Here is an 18,231-nt window from a genome sequence, read left to right as displayed (position 1 = left end):
GCCACGTGCGTCGCGTGGTGGCCCCTCTCCTGACGGTGACCGTCGCGATGGTGCTCGCGGACTCCGCGGTCGTGACCCTCGCCCTGCCCGACATCCTCCTGCACCTCGACACGACCGTCGCGCAGGTCGCGTGGGTGCTCATCTCGTTCAACCTCGTGCTCGGGCTGGTCGCCGTGCCGACGGCCGTGGGCTTCGCCCGCGCCGACCCGCGGGTCATCGGTGCGATCGGCATCGCCGCGTTCGCGGGCGCCTCGGCGTGGTGCGCGGTCGCGCAGTCGATCGAGGTGCTGATCGCGGCCCGGTGCGTGCAGGCGCTCGGTGGCGCGCTGGCGTTGGTCGGCTGCCTGGAGCTGCTCGTCGCGGCGTACGGCGAGCGTCGGGGCATCGCCGCCTGGATCGCCGCGGGCGTGGTCGGCACGGCCACCGGGCCGGTCGCCGGCGGCCTGCTCACGCAGGCGTTCTCGTGGCAGGCGATCTTCGTCGTCCAGGTGCCGGTCGCGGTCCTCGCGGTGCCGGCTGCGCTCGCCGTACGCGTGGTGCGCGCCGAGCAGGACCGGGCCCAGGTGCGGCACCGCCCGGCGCTGCGCCCCAACCTGACCCTGGCGCTGCTGTCGGCCGCGCTCACCGCCGCGCTCTTCCTCCTGGTGCTGCTGCTCGTCGACGGCTGGCGGCACTCGCCGGCGACCGCGGCGCTGGCCGTCTCCGTCGTGCCCGTCGCTGCCCTCGCAGCCCGCCCGCTGGCGCGGCTCCTGCGCCCCTCCGACGAGGTCGAGGTCGCCGTCGGCTGCTTCCTCGTCGCGGGTGGCCTCGCCGCCCTCGCGCTGCTACCCGCGGCCGAGCTCGGCTGGACCGTCGCGCCCCAGGCCCTGGTCGGCCTGGGGCTCGGGCTCACCGTGGACCGGCTCACGGTGCAGGCGATGCACCTGCGGATCCCGCGGGTCGAGCACGCGAGCTGGACGATCAGCGCCCGTCACCTGGGCGTGGTCGTCGGGCTCGCGATCCTGACCCCGGTCTTCACCGCCGACCTGCTGGACGCCCAGGTGCCGGCACAGGAGGCGATCACGTCGCTGGTGCTCGATGCCCCGTTGACGGCGCAGGACAAGGTGGACCTCGCCCGGTCGCTCGGCGACGAGCTCAGCGACCAGCAGGGGCAGGTGCCGGACCTGCACGACGCCTTCGCGGCGACGAGCTTCGACCCGGAGGCGCGTCCCGCGGCCGCGCAGCTGGAGCGGGACCTCGACGACCAGGTCCAGCGCGCGGTGACCCATGCCTTCCGCGACTCGTTCCTGGTGGGTGCCGGACTCGCGCTGCTCGCCCTGCTCACCGTGGTCTGGCCGCGTCGGCGGGTGACGACGTGAGCCGCCTCCGCGCCGTGAGCCTCCCGGCGGCCGCCGTGGTCCTGGTGGGCGGCGTGCTCGCCGTCCAGGTCGCGTACGGCGGCGGCACCTTCGAGCCGCTCCCGCCGGCCGACCCCTGCGTCGTACGCCCCGTCACCTCGCACTCCGAGGGCATGGACGCCCTGACCGAGCAGCTGGTGCTGATCGCCCTCGACGACGCCGCCTGCACCCTCGGCGTCAGCCGGGAGGCGCTGACCCTCGAGCTCGCCGGCCCCGGCGACCCGACCGACGCCCAGGTCGAGGCGCTGCACGACGGTCTGCTGGCGGCCGTCGAGCGGATGGACGCCGACGGCACCCTCCCGCCCACCTCCGACCTCGTCGACGAGGCCCTCGACAACGCCGACCTCAACGACCTGCTCAAGACGCTGATCCGCGCCCTGCCCGCCTCGGTCGTCGACGCGGCGCTGCCGATCGACGACCTGCTCACCCGCGCCATCGACGACCTCGACCTGCGCACCGTCCTGACCAACCTCGACAGCCAGGACGACCTCAACCGTCAGCTCGACGCCGCGATCACCCAGGCGGTCAAGGACACCCTCGTCGCCCGGGTCCGCGATCTGGTCTGAACCGGTCCGGAAACACATCGGATACCGGGCAGGAGTAAGTTGCGTTGTCGTGAGTTTGCGTGGCTGGACGGCACATGAGGCAGCGGTTGCGCGGTTGCGCTCGTCGTACGCCGCGATCCCCGCGGGTGCACCGGTGCGGTTGGCGAAGAAGACGTCCAACCTGTTCCGGCCCCGGGCCGCGACCGACGCACCCGGGCTGGACGTGTCCGGGCTCGACGGGGTCATCGCGATCGACGTCGAGGCCCGGACCGCCGACGTCCAGGGCATGTGCACCTACGAGGACCTCGTCGACGCGACCCTGCCGCACGGCCTGATCCCGTACGTCGTCCCGCAGCTGCGCACCATCACGCTCGGCGGCGCGGTCACCGGGCTGGGCATCGAGTCGACCAGCTTCCGCAACGGGCTGCCGCACGAGTCGGTGCTGGAGATGGACGTCTTCACGGGCAGCGGTGACGTCGTCTCGACCAAGCCCGGCGACGACCTCTTCGACGCGTTCCCCAACTCCTACGGCTCGTTGGGCTACGCGACCCGGCTCAAGATCGAGCTCGAGGCGGTCCCGGGCCACGTGGCCTTGCGGCACGTCCGCTTCGACGACGCCGAGCTGCTCGCCAAGACGGTCGACGAGATCGTCTCCACGCGTGAGTACGACGGCGTCCGGGTCGACGGCCTCGACGGCGTCGCGTTCGAGCCGGGGGAGTACTACCTGACCCTCGCCGCCTGGAGCGAGCAGGGCGGACCGACCAGCGACTACGTCGGCCAGGAGATCTACTACCGGAGCATCCAGCAGCGCTCGACCGACCTGCTGACGACGTACGACTACCTGTGGCGCTGGGACACCGACTGGTTCTGGTGCTCGGGCGCGTTCGGCGCCCAGAACCCGCGGATCCGGCGGCTCTGGCCGCGCCGCTGGCGGCGCTCGGACGTCTACCAGAAGCTGCTCGGCCTGGACCGGCGCTTCTCCATCGCCGACCGGCTCGACCGACGCGCCGGCCGGCCGCTGCGCGAGCGCGTCATCCAGGACATCGAGGTGCCGGTGGCCAACCTGCCGGCGTTCCTGGAGTGGTTCGACGAGGCCGTCGGCATGCGTCCGGTCTGGCTGTGCCCGCTGGTCTCCAAGCGGGACTGGGCCTCCTACCCGCTCGAGCCCGGCAAGACCTATGTCAACGCCGGCTTCTGGGGCACGGTCCACGTCGGCCCGGACGCCCCCAACGGCCCGCGCAACCGCGCGATCGAGGAGAAGGTCCACGAGCTCGACGGCCACAAGTCGCTCTACAGCGAGGCCTTCTACGACCGCGAGACCTTCGACAAGCTGTACGGCGGCGAGAACCTGGCCGTCGTCAAGGGTCGCTACGACCCGCAGGACAGGCTGACCAGCCTCTACGACAAGGCGGTGAAGAGACGATGAGCACGAGGTACACCATCGGCGAGGCGATCGAGACGCTGATGCAGGGCGGGATGCCGCTGCGGTTCACGGCGTACGACGGCAGCAGCGCCGGCCCGCCGGATGCCGAGCACCACCTCGAGCTGCTCAACGAGCGCGGCCTGTCCTACATCATGACGGCGCCGGGCGACCTCGGCCTGGCTCGCGCGTACGTCGCCGGCGACCTGGTCCTCAGCGGTCCCGGCTCCCACCCGGGCAACCCGTACGAAGCCTTCTCGCTGATGATGAAGCACACCCACTTCCGGCGTCCGTCGCCGGCTGAGCTGGTGTCGATCGTGCGCAGCCTGGGCATCTCGAACCTCAAACCGCCGGCTCCGCCGCCGCAGGAGCACCTGCCGCGCTGGCGCCGGTTGGTCGAGGGTCTCCGTCACTCCGAGACGCGCGACGCCGAGGCGATCCACCACCACTACGACGTCTCGAACGAGTTCTACGAGATGGTCCTCGGCCCGTCGATGACCTACACGTGCGCGGTCTTCCCGACCGCCGACGCGACGCTCGAGGAGGCGCAGGCCAACAAGTACGACCTGATCGCCCGCAAGCTGGACCTCCAGCCCGGTCAGCGGCTGCTCGACCTCGGCTGCGGCTGGGGCGGCATGGTCCGCCACGCGGCGCGCGAGTACGGCGTGCACGCCCTGGGCGTCACGCTGTCGCGCGAGCAGGCGACGTGGGCCCAGCAGGCGATCAAGGAGGAGGGTCTCGACCACCTCGCCGAGGTCCGGTTCATGGACTACCGCCACGTCGAGGAGACCGGGTTCGACGCGATCTCCTCGATCGGCCTCACCGAGCACATCGGGGTCAAGAACTACCCGTCGTACTTCGGCTGGATCAAGGACCACCTCAAGCCGCAGGGTCGTCTGCTCAACCACTGCATCACCCGCTACGACAACAAGCCGCGCAACACCGGTGCGTTCATCGACCGCTACGTCTTCCCGGACGGCGAGCTGATCGGCTCCGGCACGATCATCACCGAGGTCCAGGACGCCGGTCTCGAGGTCCAGCACGAGGAGAACATCCGCGTCCACTACGCGAAGACCCTCGAGGGCTGGAGCAAGAACCTCGAAGCCAACTGGGACGCCTGCGTCGCCGAGGTCGGTGAGGGCACCGCGCGCGTGTGGGGCCTCTACATGGTGGGCTCCCGGATCGGCTTCGAGCGCAACGAGATCCAGCTCCACCACGTCCTCGCCACCAAGACCGACGAGAGCGGGGCGAGCGGGTACCCGCTGCGTCACGACTTCGGAGTGTGACCGATACCGCTGGGCCGATAGCGTTGGCCAGGTGAGCACCCGGGCCCAGCAGTACGACGCGCAGGTGCTGCGCCGTGAGCGCCTCTCGGACCACCTGGTCCGGTTGGTGCTCGGCGGGTCCGGTCTGGCCGGGTTCGCCAGCACCGGCATCCCCGACGAGTGGGTCGGCCTGGTGGTGCCCGGGCAGTTCCAGAGCCGCTACTACACGGTGCGCGCCTGGACCGGCTCCGAGATGACCCTCGACGTCGTCGTGCACGACGTGGGCCTGGTGACCGAGTGGGCCGCGGGCGACGTCGTGGGGGAGACCGTCACGATCACCGAGGCGAAGGGCTCCTTCGCGATGCCCGACGGCGCTGCGTGGCTGCTGCTGGTCGGCGACCTCACGGCGATGCCCGCGATGGCGCGGATCGCGTCCGAGGTCGCCGTGCCGACGCGGATCTGGGCCGAGGTGCCGGACGAGCTGACGTCGTACCTCCCGGCCGGCTCGGACGTCACCTGGCTGACCCCGCCCGGCGACGGGCAGAGCCGCCTCGCCGAGGCCGTCGGGTCGATCGACTGGCCGTCCGGCGAGGGCTACTTCTGGATGGCCGGCGAGTCGGCGCAGATGCGCGCGATCCGCAAGCACCTGATGCGCGAGCGCAGGCTCCCGAGCACGGCGTACGACGTGATGGGCTACTGGCGAGGTGTGGCCCAGCGCCAGCCGCGCGCCGTCGACCCCGGCCCGATCTACCGGGCCGGCAAGGCGGCAGGCAAGACCGACGAGCAGATCTGGGCCGAGTACGACGAGGCGAGGGAGTCGCAGTGACCGAGCACAGGAGCGGCTTCGTCTCCTTCGTGGGGCGGCCGAACGCCGGCAAGTCGACGCTGACCAACGCGCTGGTCGGCCAGAAGGTGGTGATCACCTCCGACAAGCCGCAGACCACGCGCACCGTCGTGCGCGGGATCGTGCACCGTGAGGACGCCCAGCTGATCCTCGTGGACACCCCCGGCCTGCACCGCCCGCGCACCCTGCTGGGCGAGCGGCTCAACGACCTGGTCGCGACCACGCTGGCCGAGGTCGACGTGGTCGCGGTGTGTTTCCCCGCCAACGAGAAGATCGGGCCGGGCGACCGCTTCATCGCGACCGAGATGGCCAAGATCAAGCGCACCACGAAGGTCGCGATCGCCACCAAGACCGACCTCGCGTCGCCGGACCGGATCGGCGAGCACCTGCTCGACATCGCGGCGCTCGGCACCGAGATCGGCGTCGACTGGGCCGAGATCGTGCCGGTGTCGGCGAAGGCCGGGGACCAGATCCAGCTGTTGCAGGACCTGCTGGTCGGCCTGCTGCCGGAGGGCCCGCAGCTCTACCCGGACGGCGACCTCACCGACGCCCCCGAGGAGATCCTGGTGGCCGAGCTGGTGCGCGAGGCCGCGCTCGACGGGCTGCGCGACGAGCTCCCGCACTCGGTCGCCGTCGTCGTCGAGGAGATGCAGCTGCGCGAGGACCGGCCAGAGGACAAGCCGCTGCTCGACATCCACGCGAACGTCTACGTCGAGCGCGACTCCCAGAAGGGCATCATCATCGGCCCCAAGGGCTCGCGGCTGCGGACGATCGGCACCAACTCACGCAAGCAGATCGAGGCGCTGCTCGGCACTCCCGTCTACCTCGACCTGCACGTCAAGGTCGCCAAGGACTGGCAGCGAGACCCGCGCCAGCTCAGGAAGCTGGGGTTCTGATGAGCATGCCCGCACCCGTCGCCGCCTGGCACGCGATCGCGGCGTCCCGCGACCCGGCCGGCCTGGCCGACCTGCTCGCCGACGACGTCGTCTTCCGGTCACCGGCCGTGCACACGCCGCAGGAGGGCAAGGCGATCACGACGGCGTACCTCTCCGCGGCGGTGGTGGTGCTCGGCCCGTCGCTGGAGTACGTGCGCCAGTGGTACGGCGAGGACTCGGCCGTCCTGGAGTTCCGCTGCGAGCTCGACGGGCTGAGCGTGCACGGCGTCGACATGCTCACCTGGGGCGCTGACGGTCGCCTGACCGACTTCACCGTGATGGTGCGGCCGTTCAAGGGGCTGCAGAAGCTGATGGAGCAGATGGCCGCTCAGCTCGGAGCCCAGCAGAGGCCGTAGTGCTGGCCGGCCTGCCACTGCTGGGCGGTCGGCCACTCGTAGCCCCACTTGTAGTCCAGGTCGCCGTCGGCCGCGTCGGCGCCCGCGTCCTGGCAGGGACCGTCGCCCGCGGAGCGGACCTTCTCGACGCCCGGGTAGCGCTCGCCGTCGAACGGCACGGTCGCGACGGCGCGCCAGCTGTGGTCGGCGGAGCAGATCACCCGCTCGAACTCCTTCGTGCCCGGCGCGGCGGTGCCGCACATCGCGTAGCGGTCGCGACCGTCCGCGCGCCCGAGCACGCCCTGGAGGCGGCCGGTGAGCGGCGCCAGCTCCTCGTCGGCCGCGAGAGCGACCACGTCGCAGCGGAACCACGAGGCACCGGCGTCGGACTCCTCGACCGTCGGGGTGAACCAGACCGGCCGCAGCATGCTCAGCCGCTGGTCCTCCGTCGTGCCGCCCACGAACGCCGCGAAGCGCTCCGGGCAGGTCTCGGCGACCTGGGTGCGGACCCGCGTGGAGTCGACGGCCAGCAGGTGTCCGTCGACGACGGTGTCGAGCCGCCCGACGGCGTACGTCATGGAGGTGTGCGGGCGCTCGCAGGAGATCGCCGGGGCGTCGACGGTGGGTGCTACGGCCTCGGCGTAGTCGAGCCGGTAGCACGCGCGGTCCCGCGGCAGCTGCGGCCGGGCTGCCGCAGCGGAGGGTGAGGCCGACGTGGTCGCCGACGTCGAGGAGGACGCCGCCGGCTGCTCGGGGGAGTCGTCGCCGCTGCACCCGGCGAGCCCGCCCACGACCAGGGTGCTCGCGAGGACGGCGGCGAGGATCCGGTTCACTGGTCGGTCTTGGCCCAGCAGACCGAGCGCCGGTTGCCGGCGTCCCACTCGGCCTGGTGGAACCAGGTGTAGCCGAAGTCGTAGTCGACGGGGTAGTTGAGCCAGGCGCCGACCGACTTCGAGCAGAAGTCGCGGGTCGTGACCTCGGCCAGGCGGTCGCCCGGGTACTCGTCGCCGGCTTCGCCCAGCGAGATCGTGGTGACGGCCCGCCAGTTGTGCGGCTCGGTGCACGGGACCTTCACCGACCCGGAGACGGTGTCGCCGTCCGCGCAGACCATCCACTCGTCCTTGGGGCGACCCAGGAGCAGGCCCTTGGCGCTGGTCGGCAGGTCGACGTAGTCCTTGCTCTGCTCGCCGCCGCCGACCACGTCGCAGCGGTACCAGCGGGCGTCGGCGTCCCACGCCTTCTCGGTGGGCCGGAACCACGCCCAGCTGACGACGGTGCGCATCACCAGGCTGTCGTCGGCGCCGAGGAAGTCCTTGAACTGCTTCGAGCAGGTCCGGTAGGCCCAGGCGCCGAGGTCCGGGTCGTCGTAGTCCGCGTCGTCGAACTCGTCGGGAAGGTCGCCGACGGCGAACGTCTCGGCCGTGTGCTGCTCGGCGCACTCGACCACCGCGCCGGAGTTGGCCGGCTTCGCGACGTCGTCCGGCGAGAGGACCCGGCAGGCCCCGAGCGCGGGCGGCTCCTTGTCGGCGGCGGGCGCGGCATTGCCGTCGCCACAGGCCGAGAGCGAGAACGCCGCCACGAGTGCGAGCACGACGAGGCGCACGCGGTCTCCTCTCGGGGTGTGGATGCCGGACCGCGCGATCGTATCCCGCTCAGCTCAGCAGGGCGGCGAGCGTCCCGCCGAGCTCGTACGCCGCCTCCTCCTGCGGCTCGCCGACGTCGCCGAGCACCTCCAGGACGTCGGCGGCCTGGGACCACGGCAGCGCGCCCGCGATCGACAGCACCGAGCGGACCGCGCCGGTCGTGTCGTAGCGGCCGTGCACCCACAGCCCGAACGGCTTCTTGCCGCCGCTCGCGCCGGCCGCCGACCCGTCGTCGGACAGCGCGCCGCCAGCCTCGAGGAAGATCGTGTCGAAGAAGTGCTTGAGCGCCCCGCTCATGTAGCCGAAGTTCGCGGTCGTCCCGAGCAGGTAGCCGTCCGCCGCCAGCACGTCCTCCGCGCCTGCCTCCAGCGCACGTCGTACGACGACCTCGACGCCCTCGATCGCGTCGTCGTGGGCCCCCGCCAGCACCGCGTCGGTCAGTGCCTGCGCCGTCGGCGTGGGGGAGTGGTGGACGACCAGCAGGCGAGCCATGCGCCCAGCCTGCCACCTAACGGCTCAGGGTCGCCTCGACGTCGAGGCCACTGAGCTTCGCCGGGTTGCGGACCGCGAAGATCCGGGTGATCAGGCCGCCCTCGACGGCGAAGCTGATCGCGGTGTCGAAGCCGTCGTCGATCCCGACCACCTTGACCGCGGGCGCGCCGTTGAGCGTGATCGGCACCAGGCTTGCCCCGGCCCCGAACTTCGGGAAGGTGCGCAGCAGGTTGGCGACCTTCTTGGCACCGGCGACCGGCAGCCTGATCGCCTGGGCGATCCCGCCCCCGTCGGCGACGAGGACGACGTCCGGTGCGAGCGCGTCCAGCAGGCCCTGGAGGTCTCCGCCGGCCACGGCGGCGAGGAACCGCTCGACCACCTCCTCCTGCTCGCGCGGGCTCACCTCCATCCGGGGGCGTCTCGCCGCGACGTGCTCGCGGGCCCGGTGGCCGATCTGGCGCACGGCGGCCTGGGACTTGTCGAGGGCATCGGCGATCTCGGCGTACGGCACGTCGAAGACCTCGCGCAGCACGAAGACGGCACGCTCGGTCGGGTTCAGCGTCTCGAGCACGGTGAGCATCGCGAACGAGACGCTCTCGGCGAGCTCGACGTCGTCCGCGACGTCCGGTGCCGTGAGCACCGGCTCGGGCAACCACTCACCGACGTACTGCTCCCGGCGGCGCGAGTTCGCCCGCAGCCTGTCCAGCGCCTTCCGGGTGACCATGCGCACCAGGAACGCACGCGACGCCACGACCTCGTCCCGGGCCGCCTCGCCGAGGGCGTCCCAGCGGATCCAGGTCTCCTGCACGACGTCCTCGGCCTCCGCCGCCGAGCCCAGCAGCTCGTAGGCCATCGTGAACAGCAGGCCCCGGTGGGCGACGAACGGGTCCTCGGTCACGCTCACGACCCTAGGACCACTCGCGGTGTCGTCGGCTGGGCCATCGGTGCGAGGCCGCACGCCGCCGCGAAGCCGTCGGACTCGATGCCGAGCGCGACGTTGGCGCGGGTCGTGAAGTTGGCGAACGCGACCACCGCCGTCAGCTCGATCACCGCGGCGTCGCCGAGCGCGGCACGCAGGGACGCCACCATCTCGTCGGTCACCGTGGGCTCGACCTCCGTCATGGCCTCGGCGTACGCGAGCACCTCGCGCTCCAGTGGCGAGAACACGTCGGACTCCCGCCACCGCGGGATCTCGCGCGCCTTCACCATGTCGAGGTCCTGGTTGTGCGCCTCGAAGTAGTTGAAGTCGAGGCACCACGTGCACCCGACGCGCGAGGCGACCGCCATGTGCGCGAACGACTTGAGCTGCTCGTCGCACGCGTCCCACTTCTTGACCTTGCCGCCGACTGCGGCCATGTCCATGAGCACCTTCTGGTGGTGCCAGTACACCCCGATCGACGTCGGCAACTGTCCGAGCGTCTTCTTGGCGAAGCGCTTGATGAGCATGCCCTTGAAGCCGGTGATCTCGGCCACGGGGATGCGGGTCGTTCCGGTCATCTCGTCCTCCTCGGTGGGTTCGGTACGCCATCAAGACGCCGCCCGACCCGGAGTTGTGACATGCGCCCAGCGCCGCGGTTCGTGGTGGTCCCGGCCGTACTCCGGGGGCGTGACTGTGGCCCCACCGGCCGTGGCCGGTGGGGTGGGGGTCAGCGGGTTCGTCGCCGTCGGTGGTCGTCGAAGTCGACGGGGTGGGTGCGGCCCTTCGGGGTGGTCCACAGGAAGCCGGTGCGGCTGGTGCGGTGGTAGGTCCAGCCGCCGAAGGTCTTGACCCGGTGGTGGTAGCGGCACAGCGGTGCGAGGTTCCATGACGTGGTTCTGCCGCCCTGGCTGTAGGCGGTGATGTGGTCGAGGTCGCAGCCCCTGGCGGTCTTGCTGCAGTGCGGGAACACGCACGTCGGCGTGGTGAGGATCGCTTGTTCTCGCTGTCGGGCGGTCGGCGCGTAGGCGTCGGTGCTGATCTCCTCGGACAGGTCCAACACCGGCCGGACCGACACCTTCGTGCCTTGCTGGGTGCACCACTCAGACAGCTGCTCGATGGTCGCGTAGGGCAGGTGACCACCTTCGACCGTCACGATGCCGTGGGCCTCGTCGGGCTGGTGGTGGGCATAGATCACCACCTCACGCGGGACCGCTGCGTCGCCGCCGAGCTGTCCGGCGGCCATGGCACGGCGCATGTCGAGGTCGAGCTCGGGGTGCACGACCAGGAGGGCGTGGGCGCCGGCCTTGATCTGTGCCTCGAGCGCGAGGGCGTCGGTGTAGTCCAGGAGTCCGCTGATGGGGACGAGGCCGTCGTTGAGGTGGGTGACGGTGAGACCGATGTCGAGGTGCTGGGACTGGGTCCGGTCCAGCCGTACCCCTTCGGCGTGCTCGGGGTCCGCCTCCGCAGCAGCGGTCTCGACCGCGTTCTCGACCGCCACCCACGAGCACGACCCCAGCACGGGTGCCAGCTCACCGTCCACGTGAGCCGCGGCGATGGGGTCGAGGCGGCGGGTGCGGTCGGTGACCCGACGCACCTTCCACACCGCGACCTCACCAGCCATCGCACGCGCCCAGATCTTCGGGAGCCGGTACTTCGCCTCCAACGCGGCACCCAGGAAAGCCCGACCCTGGTACGCCGTCATCCCGACCGCGGCGGCGAACTCCGCGACCGCGAACTCGCTCATCCCGGGTGCACCCTCGCCGGCCAGGGCGATCGGTTGGTCGCCGAACATCACCAGCTCACCCAGCTCGTCGACCGGGCTGTCTTCGACCGGTGCCGGGTGCGCTTCGGCCCACCGGGCGGCGAGCTCGAACTTCTTCGCTGCGGCGAGTCGTTCGGCGAGGTCGGCCTCGGTCGCGCACGCCAACAGGTCCCGCAACTGCGGGTCCTGGGTCCGGGTGCGTCGAGCCATGCTCGATCTTACCACGATTCGAACAGATGTGCGAGCAAAGATTGCCATCAATTCTGCCAACTTCCGCGGACCCGCAGCCCGGGATGCGGCCCAACCACGAGCCCGCGGGATCCGCAGCGCAGGGAGATCGTCTGCGGGGTAGTGGTTTCGAGGTTCGCTGCGCTCGCACCTCAACCACCGTGTGCCGGGAAGCGGCCCCGGCCACGAGCCCGACGTGCCCGTGTAGGAAGCCTGTCGGCGGCCAACCCGAGCGGACCCGCAGGCAACGGTGACCGACCGCGGGGTGGTGGTTTCGAGGCTCTGCGCTCGCACCTCAACCACCGTGTGCCGGGAAGCGGCCGGAGCCCACCGCCGGCCTTACCCGTGTAGGAAGCCTGTCGGCGGCCGATCCGAGCGAACCCGCAGGCAACGGTGATCAAGCCCGGGGTGGTGGTTTCGAGGCTCGCTCCGCTCGCACCTCAACCACCGCGTGCCCGAAGGCCGCCGTACGTTCTGAGACGCGGCCCGCCGTGGGGCGTCGTGGGCTAGGGTGGGGTCATCATGACGATGCGCAGCCTCCTCCTTCGCTGCCGCAGCGAGGTCTGAGCCAGAGCCGGACCCCCTCGCTGCGGAGTGAGAGCGTGCGCCGGCCCCGCCACTCAGAAGCGAGGACCCCATGACCATTCCCCAGCAGAAGCCGAGCGGCATGCCGTTCGAGCGCTACCGCGCGTTCCCCCCGATCGACCTGCCCGACCGCACCTGGCCGTCGAAGGTGATCACCGAGGCGCCGCGGTGGCTGTCCACCGACCTGCGCGACGGCAACCAGGCGCTCATCGACCCGATGAGCCCGGCGCGCAAGATGACGATGTTCGAGCTCCTCGTGAAGATGGGCTACAAGGAGATCGAGGTCGGCTTCCCGAGCGCGAGCGAGACCGACTTCGCGTTCGTCCGCCAGCTCATCGAGGGTGACCACATCCCCGACGACGTGACGATCTCGGTGCTCACCCAGGCGCGCGAGGACCTGATCGAGCGCAGCGTGCAGTCGCTGGTCGGCGTACCCCGGGCCAACATCCACCTCTACAACGCGGTCGCCCCGCTCTTCCGCCGTGTGGTCTTCCGGGCCAGCAAGGACGAGATCAAGGACATCGCGGTGCGCGGCACCGAGCTCGTCATGAAGCACGGCGAGGCCCAGCTCGACATGACCGTCATCGGCTACGAGTACAGCCCCGAGATCTTCACCAGCACCGAGCTGCCGTTCTCCCTCGAGGTCTGCGAGGCCGTGAGTGACGTCTGGCAGCCCGAGGACGGCCGCGAGATCATCCTCAACCTGCCCGCGACGGTCGAGTCCGCGACGCCCAACGTGTACGCCGACCAGATCGAGTGGTTCGGCCGCCAGCTGACCCGGCGCGAGAACACCGTCATCTCGCTGCACCCCCACAACGACCGAGGTACGGCGGTCGCCGCGACCGAGCTCGCGATGATGGCCGGCGCCGACCGCGTCGAGGGCTGCCTCTTCGGGCACGGCGAGCGCACCGGCAACGTCGACCTGGTCACCCTCGGCATGAACCTCTTCAGCCAGGGCGTCGACCCGATGGTCGACTTCTCCGACATCGACGAGGTCCGCCGCAAGGTCGAGTACTGCACCCAGCTGCCGGTCCACCCGCGGCACCCGTACGCCGGCGACCTCGTCTACACAGCCTTCTCCGGCTCCCACCAGGACGCCATCAAGAAGGGCCTCGAGGACCTCGACCGCCAGGCCGCCGAGCAGGACGTGCCCGTCGGCTCGCTGCCGTGGGAGGCGCCGTACCTGCCGATCGACCCGAAGGACGTCGGCCGCACCTACGAGGCCGTGATCCGGGTCAACAGCCAGTCCGGCAAGGGCGGCGTCGCCTACATCCTCAAGGCCGAGCACAAGCTCGACCTGCCGCGGCGCGCTCAGATCGAGTTCAGCCGGGTCATCCAGGAGCGCACCGACACCGAGGGCGGCGAGATGACGCCGGAGGCGATCTGGGACGTCTTCTCGTCGGAGTACCTCACCCGCGAGACCCCGCTCAAGCTCAACTCCGTGCACACCTCCTCGGCCGCCGGCCAGAAGGACGCCCTCGACGTCAACGTGTACGTCGACGGCGAGCTCCGGTCGCTCCACGGCGAGGGCAACGGCCCGATCGCGGCGTTCGTCAACGCGATCAACGAGCTGCCCACCCAGCCGGACGGAGGAGGCTGGGACGTGCGGGTCCTCGACTACGCCGAGCACGCGCTCTCCGCCGGTGGCGACGCGCTCGCGGCGGCGTACGTCGAGTGCCTCGTGCGCGACCAGGTCTACTGGGGCGTCGGCGTGGACGCGAACATCGTGACGGCATCCCTCAAGGCGGTCATCAGCGCGGTCAACCGCGCGCCAGCGGCAACCTGATCGTGAAGGTCGTGCCCTCGAGGTGGGCGGACCGCACGTCGATCTCACCGCCGTGGGTGGCGACGATCGCAGCGACGATCGACAGCCCCAGCCCGGTGCCCTGGATGGCGCGCTGCTGAGCCGAGGACGACCGGAAGAACCGCTGGAAGAGGCCCTCCTGCTCCTCGAGCGGCACGCCGATGCCGGTGTCGCTGACGGTCAGCCACGCCTCGCCCTCGTGGACCTTGGCGGAGACCTCGATGCGGCCGCCGTCCTCGGTGAACTTGATGGCGTTGCTGAGCAGGTTCGTCAGCGCCCGCTCGAGCTGCACCTTGTCGCCGAGCACCGGGATCGGGCCGTCGGTCGACATCACGACCACCTCGAGGTCGCGGCCGGCGAGCTGCGCGCGCAGGGCGTCCTCGGCGCCGACCAGGATCGCCGAGAGGTCGACGGCGTTGCGCTCCCAGCGGGCGGCGCCGGAGTCGATGCCGCTCAGCGTCAGCAGGTCGTCGCAGAGCAGGATCAACCGCTGGCCGTTGCGCGCGATGCTCTGCAGCAGCGGCCGCTGCTCCGGCGCCGGCTCGACCAGGGTGCCGTCCTCGAGCATCTCGGTGTAGCCCACGATGCTCGTCACGGGGGTGCGCAGCTCGTGGCTCACCGTCGAGACGAACTCGTTCTTGGCCTCGTCGAGGTCCTTCATCCGCTGGACCGCGAGCCGCTCCTTCTCGAGGGCCGCGATCAGCATCTCCTGGCTGGCCCGCGCCTCGGTGACGTCGCGCCCGACGCACAGGTAGCCGACCCGCGCCGCGAACGTGTCGGCGGCGATGCTGAGCGTCATCGAGACGGTGTGCCGTCGGCCGTCGTCGCCGATCCAGGTCCAGTCCCGCGGCGCGGTCTCGCCCGCGGCGCCGATGCCGGCCACGAGCTGCTGGAAGGCCTCGTCGCCCGTCGCGCCGTGGCAGCGCTGCTGCACCTGGTCGACGTCGAGCAGGTCGGTGAACGACGTCTCGAGGATGTCCTGGGCGTCGTACCCGAGCAGGTTGACCGCGCCCGCGTTGAAGACCGTGATCCGGCCGCGCGGGTCGATGCCGATCATCGCGGTCGTGGCGGCCGCGTCGAGCAGGTGCCGCGTCAGGCCAGCGGCCGTCCGCTCGGCGGTCAGGTCCGTGCCGGTGATCACGACGTACGTCGGGCGCTCACGGTCGTCGCGCACGAAGCTGGTGTTCCACAGGACCCGGCGCTTGTCGCCGCTCCTGGTGACGACGTCGGTCTCGCGGCTCGCCTGGGCATCCGTCGCCTCCGGCAGACCGGCCGGGTAGCCGGTGGAGCCGGGCGGGGCGAACGGCATCTCCCAGATCTCCTTGCCCACCAGCTCGGGCTCGTCGAAGCCGGTGAGCGCGAGGGTCGCGGCGTTGACCCGGAGCACCTCGCCGTACAGGTCCGTCACCAGGATCAGCGTGGCGGCGGTGTCCAGGGTCGCGCTGGTCAGCTTCTCGCTGCTGCTGACCTGCTCCAGCAGGCGGCGGCGCTGCTCCACGCTGATCGCGAGCGGCAGCGTCATCAGCGCGGTGGCCACCACGAACGCCTGCAGCACGGCGCCCATGCCGAGGCCGCTCACCTCGCCGCGCTCGAAGTCGAAGCCGAACGGCCCGTGCCCGGCCGAGCTCGTCAGGATCACGAAGACCGCGAAGCCGGCGAGCTCCCACGCGACGATCCCGAGGTCGAAGCGGAGGGCGGCGCCGATCAGGAACGGCAGCGGCAGGAACTCCAGCGACAGCGTCTGGCCCGGCGCGAACACGAGCACGGTCACCGCGATGAGGATGCCCAGCTGGAGCGGCAGCTCCCAGGCCAGCCGTGCCTGGCGACGGATCGCCGGCGCCATCACGATCGGCAGCACCACCAGGGTCGACGCGGCGTGCGACAGGGAGAGCGAGCGCAGGGTCTGGGTGAACGAGCCGTCCGTCAGCACCAGGATCCCGGTCGCGGCGACCAGCGCCATGGTGACGCCGCCCAGCACGGCGGCGGCCACGAGGCGCAGGAAGACGTCGAGGCCCGCGAGCTCGCGCAGCGGCCGCCTTCGCCAGCGCAGGAACGACGCTGCCACGTACGCCTCGCCGGCGTTCGCGACGCCGAGCCAGAGAGCCAGGTCGAGGGGGCGGTCCATCACCAGGTTCGCGGCACCCGTCGCCACGGCGACGCCGACGGTCAGCCACCACCACCAGCGCCGCGGTGCGAGCGCGAGCAGGGCGACCGAGATGCCCGCGGCCGGCCACCAGATGGCCACGGGGGTGTCCGCCGGTGCGGACGCGATGGCCAGCGCGCCCGCCCCGAAGACGAGGACGAGCACCCCGACGGTCGTCGGCAGGACGAGCTGGCCGCGACCGAGGTTCCACATGGCGGAAGTGTCGCACCCTAGGGTGGGCTGCATGCTGGTGTCGGAACGGATCGGTCAGCTCTTCGTGGAGACGGACACGGGTCGCGACCGGCTCGAGTTCACGGAGTACGGCGACGGGGACGCCTGGGTGGTGCTGCTCCCGGCCGAGCTGCTGCCCCGGCGGATGCAGCAGCCACTGGCCCGCGTCCTGGCCGCGGAGGGCCTCCACGTGGTCACGCTCGACCCGCTCGGCCACGGCCGGTCCGACCGCCCGGCCGACCCGCAGGCCTACTCGGTGACCGCGTTCGCGGAGCAGGTCGTGGCGCTTCTCGACCACCTCGGCGCGGCGCAGGCCGTGGTCGGCGGCGTCTCGCTCGGCGCGAACACCGCTCTCGAGACCGCCGCGATCGCCCCGGCCCGGGTGCGCGGGCTGATCCTCGAGGCGCCGATCCTCGACAACGGGGTGGAGGCCGGCGTCCTCACCTTCGGGCCGCTGCTCCTGACCGCCCGGTTCGCGCCGTTCGTGGTCTCGGCGCTGCGGCGGGCGACCCGCCCGGTGCCGCGCGGCATCGTGCCGTTCTGGGCCGGGATCGCCCTCGACACCTGCGACCAACGCCCCGGCGCGGTGGCGGCCCTCGTGCACGGGCTCTTCTTCGGCCGTGCCGCCCCGTCCGCGCGCGAGCGGCGCCGGATGGACGTGCCCGCCCTGGTGGTCGGCCACGCCCTCGACCCGATGCGCCCGCTGGCCGACGCGGAGATGCTGGCCGGCGAGCTGCCGCGGTCCACGTTCCTCACCGCCCGGACGCCGCTCGAGTGGCGGCTGCGGCCCGCGCGGCTCGACCGCGCCGCCGTCGAGCTCGCCCACGCCTGCTGGCGCACGCCACGCCGTCGCCGTCGTACCGGTTCCTGAGGCCGCCCCGGCACAATGGGGAGGTGCTCTACCGAGACGAGGCGATCGTGCTGCGCACCCACAAGCTGGGTGAGGCCGACCGCATCGTCACGCTCCTGACCCGGCAGCACGGCCGGGTGCGCGCGGTCGCCAAGGGTGTGCGGCGTACGACGTCGCGGTTCGGGTCGCGGCTGGAGCCGTTCACCCACGTCGACCTCCAGCTCGCCGAGGGGCGCAACCTCGACACGATCACCCAGGCCGAGACGATCACGCCGTACGCGAAGGGCCTCGGCCTCGACTACGACCGCTACACCGCCGGCACGGTGATGCTCGAGACCGCCGACCGGCTGGTCACCGAGGAGCGGGAGCCCTCGGTGCAGCAGTTCCTGCTGCTCGTCGGCGGCCTGCGCGCGATGACCGCGGGGGAGCACGGCCCGAGCCAGGTCCTCGACTCCTACCTGCTGCGCTCGCTCGCGGTCGCCGGCTACGCGCCGTCGTTCGAGCACTGCGCGCGCTGCGGGACGGTGCCCAACCCCGGGTCGGGCCCGCACCGCTGGTTCAACCCGTCGATGGGCGGCGTGCTGTGCGCGACCTGCCGGGTGCCCGGCTCGGCCAACCCGTCGCCCGACACGGTCGAGCTGCTGGCCGCGCTGCTGAGCGGCGACTGGGCGGTCGTCGACGCGGCCCACCCGCGGCAGCTCAAGGAGGCGAGCAGCCTCGTGGCGGCGTACCTCGCCTGGCACCTCGAGCGGGCGCTCAAGTCGCTCGCGTACGTCGAGCGCTGACCCGACCGCTCAGGTCCCGGCCCACTCGGCCGATCCAGGACCCGACGG

Annotated in this window: 17 protein-coding genes; 10 read left to right on the top strand and 7 right to left on the bottom strand. The window is 71.6% G+C overall.

Features of this window, described 5'->3' with window-relative positions:
* The first annotated feature begins 5 nt into the window (after window positions 1–5).
* The 7 genes from ACFPYL_RS19705 (at window position 6) to ACFPYL_RS19675 (ending at window position 6,762) form a co-directional block, all read left to right on the top strand.
* The gene (locus tag ACFPYL_RS19705) at window positions 6–1,358 is read left to right on the top strand and encodes an MFS transporter (protein WP_379158318.1); all 1,353 of its coding nucleotides are present in this window, start codon (window positions 6–8) and stop codon (window positions 1,356–1,358) included.
* On the top strand, window positions 1,355–1,963 hold the full coding sequence (locus tag ACFPYL_RS19700) for a hypothetical protein (RefSeq protein ID WP_379158315.1): 609 nt from the start codon (window positions 1,355–1,357) through the stop codon (window positions 1,961–1,963). Before ACFPYL_RS19705 ends, ACFPYL_RS19700 begins: the two co-directional genes overlap by 4 nt.
* Window positions 1,964–2,057: 94 nt before the next feature.
* The gene (locus tag ACFPYL_RS19695; RefSeq protein ID WP_379158312.1) at window positions 2,058–3,368 is read left to right on the top strand and encodes an FAD-binding oxidoreductase; all 1,311 of its coding nucleotides are present in this window, start codon (window positions 2,058–2,060) and stop codon (window positions 3,366–3,368) included.
* Window positions 3,365–4,648, top strand: coding sequence for a class I SAM-dependent methyltransferase (locus ACFPYL_RS19690; protein ID WP_379158310.1), 1,284 nt, complete (start codon window positions 3,365–3,367; stop codon window positions 4,646–4,648). The genes ACFPYL_RS19695 and ACFPYL_RS19690 overlap by 4 nt, the downstream gene beginning before the upstream one ends.
* 31 nt (window positions 4,649–4,679) lie before the next feature.
* Window positions 4,680–5,453, top strand: a complete 774-nt coding sequence (locus tag ACFPYL_RS19685) for a siderophore-interacting protein (protein WP_379158307.1) — start codon at window positions 4,680–4,682, stop codon at window positions 5,451–5,453.
* On the top strand, window positions 5,450–6,367 hold the full coding sequence (gene era / locus ACFPYL_RS19680) for a GTPase Era (RefSeq protein ID WP_379158304.1): 918 nt from the start codon (window positions 5,450–5,452) through the stop codon (window positions 6,365–6,367). Before ACFPYL_RS19685 ends, era begins: the two co-directional genes overlap by 4 nt.
* Window positions 6,367–6,762, top strand: a complete 396-nt coding sequence (locus ACFPYL_RS19675; RefSeq protein ID WP_379158301.1) for a nuclear transport factor 2 family protein — start codon at window positions 6,367–6,369, stop codon at window positions 6,760–6,762. The genes era and ACFPYL_RS19675 overlap by 1 nt, the downstream gene beginning before the upstream one ends.
* On the opposite strand, the gene ACFPYL_RS19670 is transcribed toward ACFPYL_RS19675, so the two are convergent.
* From ACFPYL_RS19670 to ACFPYL_RS19645, 6 genes are all read right to left on the bottom strand, one after another.
* Complete coding sequence (locus tag ACFPYL_RS19670; RefSeq protein ID WP_379158298.1) at window positions 6,735–7,574, bottom strand: septum formation family protein; 840 nt, start codon at window positions 7,572–7,574, stop codon at window positions 6,735–6,737. The genes ACFPYL_RS19675 and ACFPYL_RS19670 overlap by 28 nt on opposite strands.
* Window positions 7,571–8,344, bottom strand: coding sequence for a septum formation family protein (locus ACFPYL_RS19665; protein ID WP_379158295.1), 774 nt, complete (start codon window positions 8,342–8,344; stop codon window positions 7,571–7,573). Before ACFPYL_RS19665 ends, ACFPYL_RS19670 begins: the two co-directional genes overlap by 4 nt.
* 49 nt (window positions 8,345–8,393) lie before the next feature.
* Entirely contained in the window at window positions 8,394–8,876 is a 483-nt protein-coding gene (locus ACFPYL_RS19660; protein WP_379158293.1) for a flavodoxin family protein, read from the bottom strand.
* Between the two features lie 16 nt (window positions 8,877–8,892).
* A complete protein-coding gene (locus tag ACFPYL_RS19655) occupies window positions 8,893–9,774 on the bottom strand; it encodes an RNA polymerase sigma-70 factor (protein ID WP_379158290.1) in 882 nt (293 codons plus the stop codon).
* A 2-nt stretch (window positions 9,775–9,776) separates the two neighbouring features.
* Window positions 9,777–10,373 carry a carboxymuconolactone decarboxylase family protein gene (locus tag ACFPYL_RS19650; RefSeq protein WP_379158287.1) on the bottom strand — a complete coding sequence of 199 codons (597 nt, stop codon included), beginning with the start codon at window positions 10,371–10,373 and terminating at the stop codon, window positions 9,777–9,779.
* Between the two features lie 149 nt (window positions 10,374–10,522).
* Window positions 10,523–11,767 carry an HNH endonuclease signature motif containing protein gene (locus tag ACFPYL_RS19645; RefSeq protein ID WP_379158284.1) on the bottom strand — a complete coding sequence of 415 codons (1,245 nt, stop codon included), beginning with the start codon at window positions 11,765–11,767 and terminating at the stop codon, window positions 10,523–10,525.
* Window positions 11,768–12,422: 655 nt separating this feature from the next.
* Between ACFPYL_RS19645 and leuA the strand changes: the two genes are divergently transcribed.
* Window positions 12,423–14,156 carry a 2-isopropylmalate synthase gene (gene leuA, locus ACFPYL_RS19640; RefSeq protein ID WP_379158282.1) on the top strand — a complete coding sequence of 578 codons (1,734 nt, stop codon included), beginning with the start codon at window positions 12,423–12,425 and terminating at the stop codon, window positions 14,154–14,156.
* Here the strand turns inward: leuA and ACFPYL_RS19635 are convergent.
* Complete coding sequence (locus ACFPYL_RS19635; RefSeq protein ID WP_379158279.1) at window positions 14,131–16,530, bottom strand: ATP-binding protein; 2,400 nt, start codon at window positions 16,528–16,530, stop codon at window positions 14,131–14,133. The genes leuA and ACFPYL_RS19635 overlap by 26 nt on opposite strands.
* 31 nt (window positions 16,531–16,561) lie before the next feature.
* Here ACFPYL_RS19635 and ACFPYL_RS19630 point away from each other — a divergent pair, with 31 nt between their 5' ends.
* Both ACFPYL_RS19630 and recO read left to right on the top strand, forming a co-directional pair.
* Window positions 16,562–17,419 carry an alpha/beta fold hydrolase gene (locus ACFPYL_RS19630; protein WP_379158276.1) on the top strand — a complete coding sequence of 286 codons (858 nt, stop codon included), beginning with the start codon at window positions 16,562–16,564 and terminating at the stop codon, window positions 17,417–17,419.
* 23 nt (window positions 17,420–17,442) lie between these two features.
* Entirely contained in the window at window positions 17,443–18,183 is a 741-nt protein-coding gene (recO, locus tag ACFPYL_RS19625) for a DNA repair protein RecO (protein ID WP_056150095.1), read from the top strand.
* The last annotated feature ends 48 nt before the right edge of the window (window positions 18,184–18,231 follow it).

This window comes from Nocardioides hankookensis (assembly GCF_042658885.1).
In the GTDB taxonomy this organism is placed as follows: Bacteria; Actinomycetota; Actinomycetes; order Propionibacteriales; family Nocardioidaceae; genus Nocardioides; species Nocardioides hankookensis.
The sequence above is the reverse complement of the archived record's forward strand: the minus strand, read 5'-3'. Positions and strand labels throughout refer to the sequence as shown.